A 15,579-nucleotide genomic window follows, 5' to 3' on the forward strand; every position below is an offset into this window, starting at 1 on the left:
GATAAGTCTGAATCAGTAATGGGAGCGCATTATATGTGCATTCCCGTTAACTGGGAATTCAGATGTGTACGAAATCACATTTTTTTCGATTTTGTTAAAGTTTAGTGGATTACCGCAACACGGGATCTCAATTCGGAATTGTGGCATAATGCCGCGTTTATCACACTTTTCGCAGGAATCTCTCCGTGTTAGTTACCAGCAACGTCACTATGCAGTTTGGCAGTAAGCCGCTGTTCGAAAATATTTCCGTCAAATTTGGCGGCGGCAACCGTTACGGCCTGATTGGTGCCAACGGTAGCGGAAAATCCACCTTTATGAAGATCCTCGGCGGTGACCTGGAGCCAACGCTCGGTAACGTGTCGCTCGACCCTAACGAGCGCATCGGTAAGCTGCGTCAGGATCAGTTCGCCTTCGAAGAGTTCACCGTGCTCGACACCGTGATCATGGGGCATGCGGAGCTGTGGGAAGTGAAGCAGGAGCGCGATCGTATATACGGTCTCGCTGAGATGAGCGAAGAAGACGGTTACAAAGTGGCCGACCTGGAAACGCAATACGGCGAAATGGACGGCTACTCTGCGGAAGCGCGTGCGGGCGAGCTGCTGCTGGGCGTCGGCATTCCGGTTGAACAGCATTACGGCCCGATGAGCGAAGTTGCGCCAGGCTGGAAGCTGCGTGTGCTGCTGGCTCAGGCGCTGTTCTCTAACCCGGACATCCTGCTGCTCGACGAACCAACGAACAACCTGGACATCGACACCATCCGCTGGCTGGAGCAGACGCTCAACGACCGCGACAGCACCATGATCATCATCTCGCACGACCGTCACTTCCTGAACATGGTCTGTACGCACATGGCGGATCTGGACTACGGCGAGCTGCGCGTCTATCCGGGCAACTATGACGAGTACATGACCGCCGCCACCCAGGCGCGCGAGCGTCTGCTGGCGGACAACGCCAAGAAGAAAGCGCAGATTGCGGACCTGCAGTCCTTCGTTAGCCGCTTCAGCGCTAACGCCTCTAAGTCGCGTCAGGCGACCTCGCGTGCGCGTCAGATCGACAAAATCAAGCTGGAAGAGGTTAAAGCCTCCAGCCGTCAGAACCCGTTCATCCGCTTCGAGCAGGATAAGAAGCTGTTCCGTAACGCGCTGGAAGTGGAGGCCCTTACCAAAGGCTTCGATGAAGGCCCGCTGTTTAAAAACTTCAACCTGCTGCTGGAAGTGGGCGAGAAGATTGCCATCCTCGGCGCCAACGGCGTGGGTAAATCCACTATGCTGAAAACCCTGGTGGGTGAACTGCAACCGGACAACGGAACCGTGAAATGGTCTGAAAACGCGCAGATTGGTTACTACGCGCAGGACCATGAATATGAATTCGAAAACGATCTGACTGTCTTCGACTGGATGAGCCAGTGGAAGCAGGAAGGCGACGATGAGCAGGCGGTACGCAGCATTCTGGGGCGTCTGCTGTTCAGCCAGGACGACATCAAAAAGCCCGCCAAAGTGCTCTCCGGTGGTGAAAAGGGCCGTATGTTGTTCGGCAAGCTGATGATGGAAAAACCGAATATTCTGGTGATGGACGAACCGACTAACCACCTGGATATGGAATCGATCGAATCCCTGAACATGGCGCTGGAGATGTATCAGGGCACCCTGATCTTCGTCTCTCACGACCGTGAGTTCGTCAGCTCGCTGGCGACCCGCGTGATCGAAATTACGCCAGAGCGCGTGGTGGACTTCACCGGTAACTACGAAGATTACCTGCGCAGTAAAGGTATCGAGAGTTAAAAAATAGCCGGGTGGCGGCTTCGCCTTACCCGGCCTACATTTTATCCCCTCTCCCTGTGGGAGAGGGTTAGGGTGAGGGCTACAGGCCGCACTACACCACCCACTCGCCCCCTTCAACTCCATTCACCCGCAGCGTACGTTTTTCCCCCGCCGGTAATGATACCTTCAGCGCCTTCCATGCCGGACGATAGCCGCCGCGAGCGTTCACCTTCAGGTTGATGGTTGCGCCATCACACACCATTTCCCATTCCACCCACAGCGCATTGCCGTTCAGGTAGCCCCAGCTTTCACCGTCGTCTTCAAACAGCAGCCCCGAGGTTGTGCCGACGCCTTTCACCGGGAACAGCTTCAGCTCACGGGTATCGTCTTTATCGGCGCTCACGTGACGGATGCGCTCGCTGAGCGGCAGACCGGCCCCGGCGCGCACCAGCAGCGGCAGTTTTTCCAGCGGCGCATCAAGGACGATCGCTTGCCCGCCCGCATACCACGCGTGGGTGTAAAAATCGTACCAGCCGGTTTCGTTATCCGGCAGCCAGACGCGGCGCTCGCGCTGCCCGGCTTCGACGACGCTGGCGACCAGCAGGTCGCGGCCCAGCAGGAAGTCGTCGCACTCTTTGAAGGTTTGCGCATCGTGCTCGTGGTCGAGGAAGGTCGGGCGCAGCATCGGTTCGTCGTCGGCGTGCGCCTGCCAGAGCAGGGTGTAAAGATACGGCAGCAGGCGGTAGCGCAGCTCAATCGCGCCGCGGATGGCAGGCGTGACGCCCGGATACATCCACGGCTCGTTCACCGTGTGGTCATCGTTCCACGAGTGAATGGTAAAGCGCGGGTGCATCACGCCGTTCTGCACCCAGCGCACGAACAGCTCGGCGTCCGGCTTGTCGCCGGAGAAACCGCCGACGTCGTGCCCGACGTTGAACAGCCCGGACAGGCTCATGCCCAGCCCCATGCGGATGTTATAGCGCAGGGTGTCCCAGTTGGTGCGGTTGTCGCCGCTCCAGGTCTGGACGTAGCGCTGCATCCCGGCGCAGCCGGAGCGGGAGATCAGATACGGACGCTTTTCCGGCGCAAAGCGCTGCTGCGCTTCCAGCGAGGCGCGCATCATCAGCAGCGGCATCACCGGGCGAATATGCTTGATGGCTATCTCCTTGCCGAAGCCATAGCAGCGCGCTTCCCCGTCCCACACTTCATACTCGTTGTTGTCGTTCCAGGTGGAGTCGATGCCCATCTCCAGCAGCTGCGTGGTCACGCCGTTCTGCCACCACTGCACCGTCTGCGGGTTGGTGAAGTCGAGATGCGATCCTTCGTCATCCCAGAAGCTGGAACGTTCAGGCGCATCGGTTTCTGAATCGCGAATGAACAGGCCACGTTCCGCCACTTCGCCGTAGCGGGGATGATCCTGCAACAGACACGGCTTGATGTTGGCCGCAAGCCGCAGCCCCGCGTCGTGGAACGCCTGGCTCATCACCTTTGGCTGCGGCACTTTGTCGTAGTTCCAGTTAAAAACGTAGCGCTTGCCGTTAATCGAGGTATAGCCGGAGGAGAGCTGGAACGAGTCGCACGGAATGGCATGCTCCTCGCACAGGCGAATGAAGTTCATCAGCTGGTTTTGCGCGTCCGGCGCGTCGGTGTAGTGCATGGTCGAGCCGCTGTAGCCCAGGCTCCATTTCGGTCCGAACAGCGCTTTCCCCGTCAGGCGCACGAAGGCTTTGGTGACGTCCAGCACGCGCCTGCCGGTAAAGATGTAGTAGTCGATATCGCCCGCTTCCGCCTGCCAGCGGCGATAGGCGGTGTGGTAGTTATCGATCTCGTTACCCAGATCCAGCCAGCAGCTGCTCAGGTTGTCGTAGAACAGGCCGTAGCTCACGTCGTCGCGGCGAGTAAGGGTGAACGGAATGTGCTTGTAGAGCGGGTCGGTGCTGGCGGCGTTGTAGCCCATGGCGTCGAGGTTGCGCATCTCGTAGCGTTTACCGTTGCGCTGCAGATCGCCCGCTTTCTCGCCCAGGCCGTAGAAACGCTCGTCCTTGCGGCGGCTGAGGTAGTGCGCCACGCCGTCGCCGTGAGCGTTCAGCAGGTAGGCGCTGGTGGGGCGGTCGTTGACCAGCGGCTGCCATTCGCCCGCCTCATTGCGGTAGTGCCACTCCAGCCACAGCGGCTGGTGGACGGTGACGCGCAGCTGCTCGGTTGCCACGGTTAACGTATCGTCCTGCTGCGTCAGCGTCCAGGCGGGGCAGGAGAAGCCGCTGATATCGTCACGACGGCGACCTTCCCACGGCACGTCTTTTTCCGGTGCGATGCTCCAGGTGCGGTCAAGCGCCAGCTCGCCCTTGCGTTTGATCAGCACGCGGAACAGGTTCTCTTCCAGCACATACAGGCACAGGCGGTGCTGGCTATCGACCAGCAGTTCCAGATGGTTTGCCGACTGCGTATCAAGGGTCCAGTTTTTCAGGGTTTTCATATGCAATACATCCACTATCAGGCGCGCTTGGCGCGACGTTCAGCAATAAATGCTACCAGGAAGAAAGCGCCAATCAGGTCAAAGAACCCCATGGCGATAAAGAGCGGGTTGAAGCCGATTTTGTCGGCGGTCACCCCGATTAACAGCGAGAACAGGAAGCTGGCGATCCACGCCGCCGAGCCGCGCATGCCGTTGACGGTCGCCATTTGGCCCTTATCGAAGGACTCCACCACCAGCGCGCTCAGCATGCAGGAGATAATCTGGTGCCCGAAGCCGCCGATGGAGATCAGCACGATGGTGATATACGGGTCGCGGGTTACGGCGACGACCGCCAGTGAAATCATCAGAAACGCGCCTGTGACGGAGCTGGCCACCACCGAGTTCACGCGGGAGCAGCCGAACAGGCGGGTATACAGACGCGTCAGGTAGCCGCTCGCCACGCTGCCGAGGTCGGCGGCGAGGAACGGCAGCCAGGCAAACATCGCAATCTGCTTCAGGTCCATGCCGTGCTCTTTGGCGAGGTACAGCGGCACCCAGAAGCTCAGCACCGCCCAGGCGGGTTCTGCCATAAAGGCCGGAATGGCGATACCGTAGAAACGTTTGTTTTTTGAAACGGTTTTCAGCGCGGTCAGGAAGGGCAATTTGACCGGCGCTGGTTCGTTATCCTGCTTGATAAACGCCAGCTCGTCCTTGCTCAGGTTCGGGTGCTGCTCGGGGTTGTGGTAGAACGCCCACCAGAGGATCACCCACAGCAGCGCCAGCACGCCGGTAAACATGAACGCCCCCTGCCAGCCGAACGAGGCGTGAGCAAAGTAGATGATAGGCGGAGCCAGCATCGCGCCGATGGAGAAGCCCACGCCTGCCCAGCCGGCAGCAACGGGACGCTCTGATTTCGGGAACCATTCACCGATGGTTTTGGCGTTCGCCGGGGTGGCGGCGGCCTCTGAAGCCCCCATAAAGAAGCGCAGTATGGCCAGGTGCAGCCAGCTTCCGGCGCCCGCGTGGAAAATACACATCAGCGCCCAGATCCCGGCGCAGACCATAAAGCCAATCTTCAGGCCAATGACGTCAATCAGCCAGCCGCACAGGGGCTGGAAAATGGTATAGGCGATCTGAAACGCGCCGACGATCCAGGAGTATTGCTCGGTGGTGATCCCGAGGCTCTCTTTCAGCTCCGGAGCGAGAATACCTAAGGAATTTCGGGTGATGTAGTTAACGGTGACGCCCAGCAAAAACAGCACCAGCACGTACCAGCGCAGGTTCTTGATGACGCGACGGGTTTTGCTTGTCGCAATGGTGTTATTGATGTCCTGACTCATTTTACTCTCCACAAGACGGACGGTAAGGGGACGGAGGTTCAGGTGTCACACAGATTTTTATGCCTTTGATTTCAATCCGCTTATAATGCTTAAGTTGCTATACAACTAGTATGGAAGCTGTGTGACAAGTTCACCTTAAGGAAGAAAATGAGTGGGCAAAAGTGGATTTTGTGCAAAATTTCTCATAACCGACGAAAACACTCTGGCATGATGGCATTCACGTCAGTTATTGCCTGACACACACGCTATGAAAATTTTTTCATTTCGCAAATGGAGCCAGATCACAAAATGGACAAAAGGCTAAAAATCACCGAAATCGCGGCCCGTACGCAGCTCTCCATCAGCACCGTTTCGCGGGTGCTGGCGGGGAAAGCGAATACCAGCGAAAAAGCGCGTGCAAAGGTGCTGGCGTGCGCGCGCGAGCTGGGGGTAATGGACGGCATGGCGGCAGGGCGTCTGCTGCTTAACAGCCTGGTGGTTTTTGCCCCGCAGCGCGCTTTCGACGAGCGGTCCGACATCTTTTACTACCGCGTGATCCAGAGCGTGAGCAAAGCACTTGCCTCCCACGAGGTCCGGTTGCGCTACTGCGCGCTGGAGGAGAACGACAGCGACGCCCAGCTGTTTCTGGCGCGGATGAACGAGCCGGACACGCAGGCGGCCATTCTTCTTGGTATTGACGATCCGCATATCCACGATCTGGCGGTGGACGTGGGCAAACCCTGCATGCTGATTAACTGCCGCGACCGGCACATGCGTCTGCCTGCCGTTGCGCCGGATCACCGCGCCATCGGCGAGCGGGCGGCGGAGTACCTGTTCGAGATGGGGCACCGCGAGGTGATGAACGTGCTGTGCCTACGTCGCTACACCATGGAGCTGCGCCTGTCGGGGATTCGCGACGCGTGGCAGTCCCACAACCTGGCGTTCAACGACAAGCGCGATCTGCTGGTGGTGCCAAGCTTCAGCGCCAGAGAGACGGAGCAGCTGGTGAGCGATTGGCTAAATCAGCAGCAGGGAAAAGACCTGCCGACGGCATTCCTGGTTGGCGGCGACTTTATGGCGGCGGGCACCATCAGCGCCTTAAAAAACCACGGCCTGCGCGTGCCGCAGGACGTCTCGGTGATGAGCATCGACGGCTTTAACCTGGCGGCGATTCAGGATGTTCCATTAACGGCCGTGCATGTTCCCCGCGATGAGCTGGGAACGGAAGCGGTACACATGCTCCAGCAGCGGCTCATGCGCCCGGACGCGCCGGTAGGCACATTGCTGCTGAACGGCACGCTGACCGTGCGGGAGTCGGTACGGCGGATACGTCAGGGAAAACGACGCACCGCCGTGGAGCGGGAAGGGCTGTACGACAGCTAGACCATGCCCAGCGCGCGTTTGCCGTGGATGTTGAGATCGTTCACGGTAAAGCGGTCCTGCCAGGTTTTTTCATAATCCTCGCGCGGGAAGTCTCCCGGCGACGCGCCGGTTTCCAGCGCTTCCTTGACCTTCTTCGCGTAGGCGAGGTTTTTCTCGCACATCGGTGCGGCGGGGATATACATCACGTTGCCCCAGCCCTGCTGATTATCCACCGGCGCGACGGAGTGGATCACATCGCAGTGCCACCACACCGAATCACCCGCCTCCAGCGCAGGAATGCTGGTCAGCGCCTCGATAAGCAGCGGGTGCCACTTCTCGGAAACCGGCAGCACGCGCCCCGGCGCCACGCCGCACAGCTCGTCCTCCGGCACGTCGTCCAGCAGCGGACGCAGCAGAATATAGGCCATTGCTTCCGGGATCGGCACCACGTGCAGCAGCCCCTGACCGGGGATCATGTCCGACAGCGCCGTCCAGCCCTGGAAGGTGCGGAACACCGAGCATTTGGTGGTGTTATCGACGGTATACTCTTCCACTTCGGTACGATGCGCGGCGTTCCACGGATCGTATTTCTCAACGTTGCCGTCAAACACGCGGGCAAAGACCTGCTGGTAGGCAGGCAGCAGCCAGCGCTCCAGCGCGCCGGAGTCGGTATGCGCGCCGAGTCCCTTCGAGGTGGTTCCCGGCGGACGGCGGCGGATACGATCCGGGTAAATCACGCTCACGTCCGGGTCGAACCACTGCTTGCCGTTGCTCTCGAACGTCCATAAGCGGTTCAGGAACGACTGCACCTGCGCCATTTCTTCGCTCTGGCGCGCCTGCATTTGCGCCTGCGACCAGTAGATCGGGTAAATCTCCGGACGGGAGGCGGTCAGGGTGCCGAAGAAGTTATCGCCTGGCCCTTTGTACACCTCGTCAAACTTGTTCAGATCGAGGTAGTCGAGCATCGACTGATCCCACGCCAGCGCCTGCTCGCGCGGGAAGTGACCTTTAATCACCGCGCAGCCGCGGCGCTTAACGGCCTCGCGCTGCGCGTCGGTAATCGTGCCGTTTTTCACATCGTTAAACGGAATTACCGGCCAGACGGATTCACCTTTATTTTTGAGGGCGTTAATTTCCGCCACGCGGGTGGCAATGCTGTCGCTGAGCTTGTCGAACACCGCCTGCACGTCGCCGATCTGCGCGCGTAACTCACGTTTCAACTGACGGATTGCCGCTTTGTGATCCGCCGGCAAGGTTTCACTGGTAAAGGTCATAACTGCCTCGCATCTTTCATTCGAAAGTAAAAGTGTCTACAAGCGATACTTTAAGTTAAAAATAAGTTAATGCAAGTTTAAAAACTTGACCTGCGCCACAGGACGGGAAAATGAGTGAGGGTGCCGGAGCAGGACTCCGGCGAGGAAAGGATCAGACGTCGAAAGGAGCGTGGTTGTCGAGCACGGCCTGAATGACGTTCAGCGCGCCCTGATGGTTGTTGTCGTCAGTGCTGTAGCGGCTGATTTCTTTGATGCTTTCCGCCGCGTTGCCCATCGCAAAGGAATATTTCACCAGCTTCAGCATCTCGGCATCGTTGCCGCTGTCGCCAATGGCCACGCACTCTTGCGGAGAGATTTTCCAGCGCTTCAGCAGGCGGCTGATGCCGTTGGCTTTGTGCAGGCCGGGGATAATTAAATCGACAAAGCCAAAGCCGCTGGTGACCGGCTTCATGATGCCGTCCAGGGAGACGTGGAGTTTATCCACCAGATTAGGAATATCGCTGTCCGGCAGGTTCAGGGAGAACTTAAACAGCACGTCGTCAATGTCGCGGTAATCGCTGATGCGCTTTAAGCGGTGGTAGTGCTTTGACATTAGCGCCACGAACGCGTCCGGCGCTTTATCGCTGACGTAGGCGCTCTCCAGCCCGCAGGCCACGAAGTTCAGCCCTTTGTCTTTCAGCAGTTCGCCAATCACGATCTGCGACTCATGGCGGGTCAGTTCGCCGTGGAAAATCTGTTCGCCGTGATCGAAGACCAGCGCGCCGTTTTCCGCCACGAAGGAGATTTGATCCTTCAGTTCCGGGAAAAACGAGATGAGCTGGTAATACTGGTTGCCGCTGGCGACAACAAATTCAATGTTGCGGGCTTTAAGCTGTTTAAACTGTGCCTGGAAGCGGTCACGATCGTACTGCTTGGCATCATCAAGGAAAGTTCCGTCCATATCGGTGACGATAACTTTTACGGTCATACTATGCTCCTGGGTCACTGCGTTTTGAAACATTCTAATAACAAGGTGACGGGGAGCACAAATTTAATTTCATTCGAAAGTAAAAGCAAAACGGCAACCGAGGTTGCCGTTTTTAGTGTTTTCTCCCTCTCCCTCAAGGGAGAGGGGATACACTATTACAGCGTATGCTCAGTACGGGCGATAATATCGTCCTGCGCATCCGGTGACAGGGCGGTGAAGAACGCCGAGTAGCCCGCGACGCGCACTACCAGGTCGCGGTACTGGTCCGGGTGTTTCTTCGCTTCCAGCAGCGTTTCGCGCGAGACGATGTTGTACTGAATATGCCAGCCCTTATGCACCTCGAAGAAGGTGCGCAGCAGCACCATCAGCTTCTGGCGATCGCTGTCGTTTTCCAGCGTCGACGGGTTCAGCTTCTGGTTAAGCAGCACGCCGCCAAGAATCGCTTCCGTCGGCAGTTTACCCACGGAGCCAATCACCGCCGTCGGCCCGAGGTGGTCGGTACCGGAAGCCGGGCTGGCCCCTTCCGCCAGAGGGGTATACGCCTTACGCCCGTCCGGCGTCGCCATGGTCGCTGCGCCAAACGGCACGTTTGCTGAGATAGACGACGTGCCCGCGTAGTAGTTACCCCCAATCGGGCCGCGGCCGTAGCGTGGGTTGTGATACTGCTTCAGCTCTTCAATGTAGGTTTCGTAGGCGCGGGTCAGCAGCAGGTCCACGCTGTCGTCGTCGTTGCCGTACTTCGGCGCGCCGTTGATCAGGCGCTGGCGCAGCTGCTCGTGGGTTAGCCCCTCGAAGTCATCCGCCAGCGCCGCCGCCAGCTGTTGCTGACCGATGACGCCCTGGTCAAACACCAGCTTCTTCACCGCCGCCAGGCTGTTGCCGAGGTTGGCGATCCCCACCTGTAGGCCGGAAACCCAGTCATACTTCGCGCCGCCTTGCTTAATGCTTTTCGCGCGCTCGATGCAGTCGTCAACCAGCGCCGAGCAGAGAATATCGTGGACGTTCTCTTCCAGCATAGTGTCCACCACGTATTCAATTTCGATGGATTTGCGGGTGTAGTAGCGGATCTGGGTGTCCCACGCCGCCATCACCTCCTCGAAGTTATCGAAGTTACCGGCAGAGAGGGCTTTCTCCTGCGGCAGGAACACCTTGCCGCTGGTGGCGTCGCGGCCGCCTTCCAGCGCGGCCAGCATCACGCGGGCGAAGTTGATAAAGCTCATACCGGTGCAGCGGTAGCCCCATTTGCCGCCCACCGCGGTTTCGATACAGCCAATGGCCGCGTAGTCGTAGGCGTCGTCGCGTTCAACGCCGAGCTTGATGAATTCCGGAATGACGATTTCATCGTTGTTGAACGCCGGCATCCCGAAGCCGCAGCGGATCACCTGCACGCAGGCGTCGAGGAAGTCGTTGCTCATGCCCGCGTGGTAGCGCACGCTCAGGTTAGGCTGGGTGGATCGCAGGCGACCGCAGGATTCCAGAATCGCGTAGGAGAGCGGGTTCACCGCGTCCATAGGCTCACCGTTAACCAGCTTCTGGCCGCCGATGGTGACGTTCTGGTACAGCGGGCTACCGGCGGAAGCTTTAGAGTGCGAGCCGGAGCGGATTTTGTTCACCTCCAGCAGCTTCAGCCAGCAGCTGTGCAGCAGCTCGATGGCGTGCTCGCGATCCAGGCTCTGGTCCAGCTCCACGTCGCGGCGATAGTACGGGTAAAGGTACTGGTCCATACGGGCGAAGGAAACGGAGTGGCCGTTGGACTCAATTTGCAGGATTAGCTGAATGAAGTAGCACAGCTGTAGCGCCTGCCAGAAGGTTTTTGGCGGCTCGTGAGCAATCACGTCGCAGTTTTCTGCCATCGCCAGCAGCTCGTCGCGGCGGCTTACGCGGGTTTCGGTGGAGGCCATTTCACGCGCCAGTTCGGCAAAGCGTTTGATGTGCAGGCTCACCGCTTCCAGCACGATATCGATCGCCTTCAGGAACTGATCGCCGTGCAGGTCTTCCAGCACCGTCAGGTTGATGCGTGAGCGGCGCTCGGCCACTTTGGCGCGCAGGCCGTCGAGACCTTTCTCCAGCACCAGCGGGAAGTTCACCGCCAGGTGCGCGTCGCCGGAGGTCATGTTGCCTTCGGCTTTGATGATGCCGGTTTCCAGCAGGCCTTTCTGCTCGTCGGTGAACATGCCGTAGCAGCGATCCTGCACCGTCTGGCCGCGCCACCACGGGCAGATCGCATGCAGCACGCGCTTGTTCTCTTCGCTCACCGCAAAGCCCGCGCCCGGACGGTTCGCCAGATCGTCAATCTCTTTCTCAATCCAGGAGACGGTATATTCCGGGAAGATCGGCGCGGCACGCACTTCGCTGGCCTGGTTACCGATGATCAGCTCGTCGTGCTTGATCCAGATGGTACGCTTGGCCAGGTGATGCGCCAGCGCCAGGGCGCGGCGCACCGGGATCGGCTTGTCCAGATGCTGCTGATACATTTCGGTATAGTGCTGCGCGCGTTCGGTACAGACCGGCGGCTTAACGATATGCACCAGAGCCGTTTTGTGCGCCTTGATGCGCTCGCTGAGGGTGTTGAGATTCAGGGTGGTCATAAGTTTATCCTCGTAAGGTCGCGGTTAACCCTTTCTGGCAGGCATACTGCTGTGCGAAGTCCAGCAGGGCAGGGTTATCCAGCGGTTTGTCAGGGGCAGAGTAGGGTTGGCCGAGCAGGGTGTATTTGTTCATGCCCAGCGTGTGATACGGCAGAAAATGAATATCGTGGACGCCGAGTTCATCGGCAGCGAAGTTGGTAATGGCGGTGATGGAGGCTTCATCCGCGTTGAAGCCCTGGATCAGCGGCACGCGGATGGTGATCGTTTTCCCGGCGGCGGCCAGGCGTTTCAGGTTGTCCAGGATGCGCTTAGCCGAACCGTCCGTCCACTGCTTGAAAACGTCTCCGTCGACATGCTTCAGGTCGGCGAGGAACAGATCGACGTACGGTAATGACGGCTCAATATAGTGCCACGGCACGTGAAGGCAGGTTTCGACGGCGGTGTGGATACCCTGGTCGTGGCTGGCTTTAAACAGCGCGTGCGCCAGCTCCGGATTCATAAACGGCTCGCCGCCGGAAAGGGTGATCCCGCCGCCGCTGCGGTCGTAGAAGGGTTTATCGCGCAATACGGTCGCCATGATCTCTTCGACCTGCTGTTCTTCGCCGCAAACGGTCAGCGCCTGCGTCGGGCAGCAGTCGGTGAGGGCATCAAGCGTCTCTTCACTCAGCTTTTCGCGGTGGATGACCAGGCCATTCAGCGCGCGTTCGATGCAGCCCGGTGCCGCCTGCTGGCACAGGTCGCAGCCGTCCAGGCACAGACGCGCATCAAACAGCACGTCCCGGCTGCGGGAGCGGCTTTCCGGGTTCTGACACCAGCGACAGCCCAGCGAGCAGCCTTTCAGGAATACCACGGTTCGAATACCTGGGCCGTCGTGGGTGGAGTAACGCTGTATATTGAAGATCATTTTTTTGCCCTCGGATTACATATGAAGATTAAATTACTTTCGAATGAAAGTTATCTTGATATGGGTCAATTCCTGAGCAGGTTTTGCTGTGATAGGGTAAGTGCAGGCTAAATTTGAGGGTGACATCATGGAACTTTATCTCGACACATCTGACGTTGCGGCAGTCAAAAAGCTGGCGCGTATCTTCCCGCTGGCGGGCGTGACCACTAACCCAAGCATTGTGGCGGCGGGTAAAACCCCCCTGGAAGAGCTGCTGCCCGCGCTGCACGACGCGCTGGGCGGCAAGGGCCGGCTGTTCGCTCAGGTGATGGCGAAGACTGCCGAGGGGATGGTGGAAGACGCGCGTAAGCTGCGCGCGATAATCAATGACCTGGTGGTGAAAGTGCCCGTGACCGCTGAAGGGCTGGCGGCGATCAAGATGCTGAAAGCGGAAGGGATCCCGACGCTGGGTACGGCGGTGTACGGTGCCGCGCAGGGGATGTTGTCCGCACTGGCGGGGGCTGAGTATGTGGCCCCTTACGTGAACCGCGTGGACGCGCAGGGCGGGGACGGGATCCAGACGGTGGTCGAACTGCAACAGTTGCTGACCCTGCACGCGCCGCAGTCAAAAGTGCTGGCGGCGAGCTTTAAAACCCCGCGCCAGGCGCTGGACTGCCTGCTGGCAGGGTGCGAGTCCATCACGCTGCCGCTGGACGTGGCGCAGCAGTTTATTACCTCTCCGGCGGTGGATGCGGCAATTGTGAAGTTTGAGCAGGACTGGCAGGGGGCGTTTGGGCGGACGTCTATTTGATGGGTGTGGCCTGATGCCCTCACCCCAACCCTCTCCCATAGGGAGAGGGAGCAAACACTAAAACGGCAACCTGAAGGTTGCCGTTTGCTTTAACCTTCGCACACCTCACACCCGGGATTACGCATTAGCTTCATCTCGCGAAACTGGCAGGTCATCGCGTCATACATCACGATTTTACCCGCGGCGGGCGTGCCATAGTGCGCCAGCACTTTGATCGCCTCCATGGCCTGCAAGGAACCGATAACGCCAACCAGCGGCGCCATTACGCCCGCCTCGACGCAGGTGAGGGCATTCTCGCCAAACAGACGGCTCAGGCAGCGGTAGCAGGGCTCTCCTTCAGCGTAGGTGAAGACGGTGATTTGCCCCTCCATGCGGATGGCCGCGCCGGAAATCAGCGGCGTTTTATGGGCAAAGCAACCCGCATTGAGCTGGTTGCGAATGGCGACGTTATCGGTGCAGTCCAGCACCAGGTCATGCCGTGCAATCTGCGCAAACAGCGCGTCGTCATCCAGCATCGCGTCAATCAGGGTGAACTGAACGTTGGGGTTAATGCGCGCCAGTGCCGTGCGTGCTGATTCCACTTTAGGCTGACCGACCGTCGCGTCGCTGTGCAGCGTCTGGCGTTGCAGGTTGGACACCGACACGGTGTCGAAATCCAGCAGCGTCATGCTGCCGACGCCCGCCGCAGCCAGGTATTGCGCTGCCGCGCAGCCCAGCCCGCCCAGACCCACAACCAGCACGCTGGCCGCCTTGAGCGCTTCCTGGCCCTCGAAATCAAACCCGCGCAGCACGATCTGGCGGTTATAGCGCATCATCTCCGGGTCGCTCAGTTCCACCGTCATGTCAGCCTCCGAACAGGTGGTTAAAGCGTTCCACTTCAACCCATTCGCCCGCCTCAACGTGGCCGCGATCGCGCTCCAGCACGATAAAGCAGTTACCCTGACTGAAGGAGCTAAAGATGTGCGAACCCTGATGCCCGGTGGTGCTCACCTCCAGCTCGCCGTCGGCGTTGCGCGCCAGAATGCCGCGCTGGAAATCGAGACGGCCCGGTGATTTTTTGAGGCGCGTTGCCGCCCGCACGCGCACACGTTCCGGCAGCGGGCTGGCATTGTTGCCTGAAAGCTTAGCCAGCAGCGGGATCACCAGCTGGTAGAAGGTCAGCGCGGCAGAGACCGGGTTACCCGGCAGGCCACAGAACCAGCTGTGCGGAAGTTTACCAAACGCGAACGGTTTGCCCGGCTTAATCGCCAGCTTCCAGAAGGCGATTTCACCCAGCTCTTCAAGCAAGGTTTTGGTGTAATCCGCTTCGCCAACCGAAACGCCGCCGGAGCTGATCACCACGTCGGCAGAGGCGTCAGCGTCGATAAACGCCGCGCGCAGTTTTTGCGGATCGTCAGGAATGATACCGAGGTTAATCACCTCGCAGCCCAGCTGCTCAAGCATCAGGTGCACCGCCAGACGGTTGGTGTCGTAAATCTGCCCCTCGTTCAGCGGCTGACCCGGAAGCTGTAGCTCGTCTCCCGTGGAGAACACCGCCACGCGCACTTTGCGGACCACGTCAATCTCCGCGATGCCAAGCGATGCCAGCACCGGCAGTTCGGCGACCGTCAGCTTTTGCCCGGCGGCAAAGACCGTTGCGCCCAGGGTAATATCTTCCCCGATGTGGCGGATATTTTGTCCCGCTTTGACGCTGGCGGTAAAGCGCACGCCGTCGTCCGTTTGTTCGGTCTCTTCCTGCATCACCACGGCTTCACAGCCCTTTGGCACCGGCGCGCCGGTCATAATACGCACGCAGGTGCCCGCTGGCCACTCACCGTTGAACGGCTGCCCGGCAAACGCTTTACCTGCCACCGGCAGCGGCTGACCCGTTTGCAGATCCGCCAGACGTACGGCATAGCCGTCCATCGCCGCGTTATCGAACCCCGGCACGTTCAGCGGCGAGACGATATCGCGCGCGGCAATACGGCCAAAACAGCGCACAAGCGGCAGCGTCTCAACGTCGTGCAGGGGAGTAATACGATCAAGCATCTGCGAGAGTGCCGTCTCAAGCGGCATCAGTCCGGCGGTAAAATCCATGGTGGGCTCCTGCGGAGTAACAACGAAAGCGCTCATTATGGCAGAAAAGTGCGGCTAACTGTATGACCCGATGGGTGTACGCTT

At 59.2% G+C, this 15,579-nt stretch carries 11 protein-coding genes; 3 read left to right on the forward strand and 8 right to left on the reverse strand.

Translation table 11 applies throughout. The features are described from left to right. Nucleotides 1-185 precede the first annotated feature (185 nt). Nucleotides 186-1,781, forward strand: a complete 1,596-nt coding sequence (locus ACOTXL_RS08700) for an ABC-F family ATPase (RefSeq protein ID WP_003858434.1) — start codon at nucleotides 186-188, stop codon at nucleotides 1,779-1,781. A gap of 91 nt (nucleotides 1,782-1,872) precedes the next feature. Here the strand turns inward: ACOTXL_RS08700 and ACOTXL_RS08705 are convergent, their stop codons facing one another. After that, nucleotides 1,873-4,236 carry a TIM-barrel domain-containing protein gene (locus ACOTXL_RS08705; RefSeq protein WP_045350689.1) on the reverse strand — a complete coding sequence of 788 codons (2,364 nt, stop codon included), beginning with the start codon at nucleotides 4,234-4,236 and terminating at the stop codon, nucleotides 1,873-1,875. Between the two features lie 17 nt (nucleotides 4,237-4,253). After that, the gene (locus ACOTXL_RS08710) at nucleotides 4,254-5,555 is read right to left on the reverse strand and encodes an MFS transporter (RefSeq protein ID WP_023324367.1); all 1,302 of its coding nucleotides are present in this window, start codon (nucleotides 5,553-5,555) and stop codon (nucleotides 4,254-4,256) included. A gap of 288 nt (nucleotides 5,556-5,843) precedes the next feature. On the opposite strand from ACOTXL_RS08710, the gene ACOTXL_RS08715 reads away from it, so the two are divergent. Next, nucleotides 5,844-6,917, forward strand: a complete 1,074-nt coding sequence (locus tag ACOTXL_RS08715; protein ID WP_045346767.1) for a LacI family DNA-binding transcriptional regulator — start codon at nucleotides 5,844-5,846, stop codon at nucleotides 6,915-6,917. On the opposite strand, the gene ACOTXL_RS08720 is transcribed toward ACOTXL_RS08715, so the two are convergent. The 4 genes from ACOTXL_RS08720 to ACOTXL_RS08735 form a co-directional block, all read right to left on the reverse strand. Next, the gene (locus ACOTXL_RS08720; protein ID WP_023324369.1) at nucleotides 6,914-8,170 is read right to left on the reverse strand and encodes a DUF1479 domain-containing protein; all 1,257 of its coding nucleotides are present in this window, start codon (nucleotides 8,168-8,170) and stop codon (nucleotides 6,914-6,916) included. The two genes, ACOTXL_RS08715 and ACOTXL_RS08720, sit on opposite strands and share 4 nt — an antisense overlap. A 151-nt stretch (nucleotides 8,171-8,321) precedes the next feature. After that, a complete protein-coding gene (locus tag ACOTXL_RS08725; protein WP_023324370.1) occupies nucleotides 8,322-9,137 on the reverse strand; it encodes a Cof-type HAD-IIB family hydrolase in 816 nt (271 codons plus the stop codon). A gap of 155 nt (nucleotides 9,138-9,292) precedes the next feature. Further along, complete coding sequence (locus ACOTXL_RS08730) at nucleotides 9,293-11,725, reverse strand: formate C-acetyltransferase/glycerol dehydratase family glycyl radical enzyme (RefSeq protein ID WP_045350688.1); 2,433 nt, start codon at nucleotides 11,723-11,725, stop codon at nucleotides 9,293-9,295. 4 nt (nucleotides 11,726-11,729) lie between these two features. Continuing rightward, entirely contained in the window at nucleotides 11,730-12,629 is a 900-nt protein-coding gene (locus ACOTXL_RS08735) for a glycyl-radical enzyme activating protein (protein WP_008501194.1), read from the reverse strand. 127 nt (nucleotides 12,630-12,756) lie between these two features. Here ACOTXL_RS08735 and fsa point away from each other — a divergent pair, with 127 nt between their 5' ends. Next, nucleotides 12,757-13,419: a fructose-6-phosphate aldolase gene (gene fsa, locus ACOTXL_RS08740; protein ID WP_017384896.1), complete on the forward strand. Its 663-nt coding sequence runs from the start codon at nucleotides 12,757-12,759 to the stop codon at nucleotides 13,417-13,419. An 89-nt stretch (nucleotides 13,420-13,508) separates the two neighbouring features. On the opposite strand, the gene moeB is transcribed toward fsa, so the two are convergent. Next, nucleotides 13,509-14,261 carry a molybdopterin-synthase adenylyltransferase MoeB gene (gene moeB / locus ACOTXL_RS08745; protein WP_032608915.1) on the reverse strand — a complete coding sequence of 251 codons (753 nt, stop codon included), beginning with the start codon at nucleotides 14,259-14,261 and terminating at the stop codon, nucleotides 13,509-13,511. 1 nt (nucleotide 14,262) lies between these two features. Beyond that, nucleotides 14,263-15,495, reverse strand: coding sequence for a molybdopterin molybdotransferase MoeA (gene moeA / locus ACOTXL_RS08750; RefSeq protein WP_022650670.1), 1,233 nt, complete (start codon nucleotides 15,493-15,495; stop codon nucleotides 14,263-14,265). Between the last annotated feature and the right edge of the window lie 84 nt (nucleotides 15,496-15,579).

This window comes from Enterobacter cloacae complex sp. IR5402, assembly GCF_049238125.1.
Lineage (GTDB): Bacteria > Pseudomonadota > Gammaproteobacteria > Enterobacterales > Enterobacteriaceae > Enterobacter > Enterobacter hormaechei_C.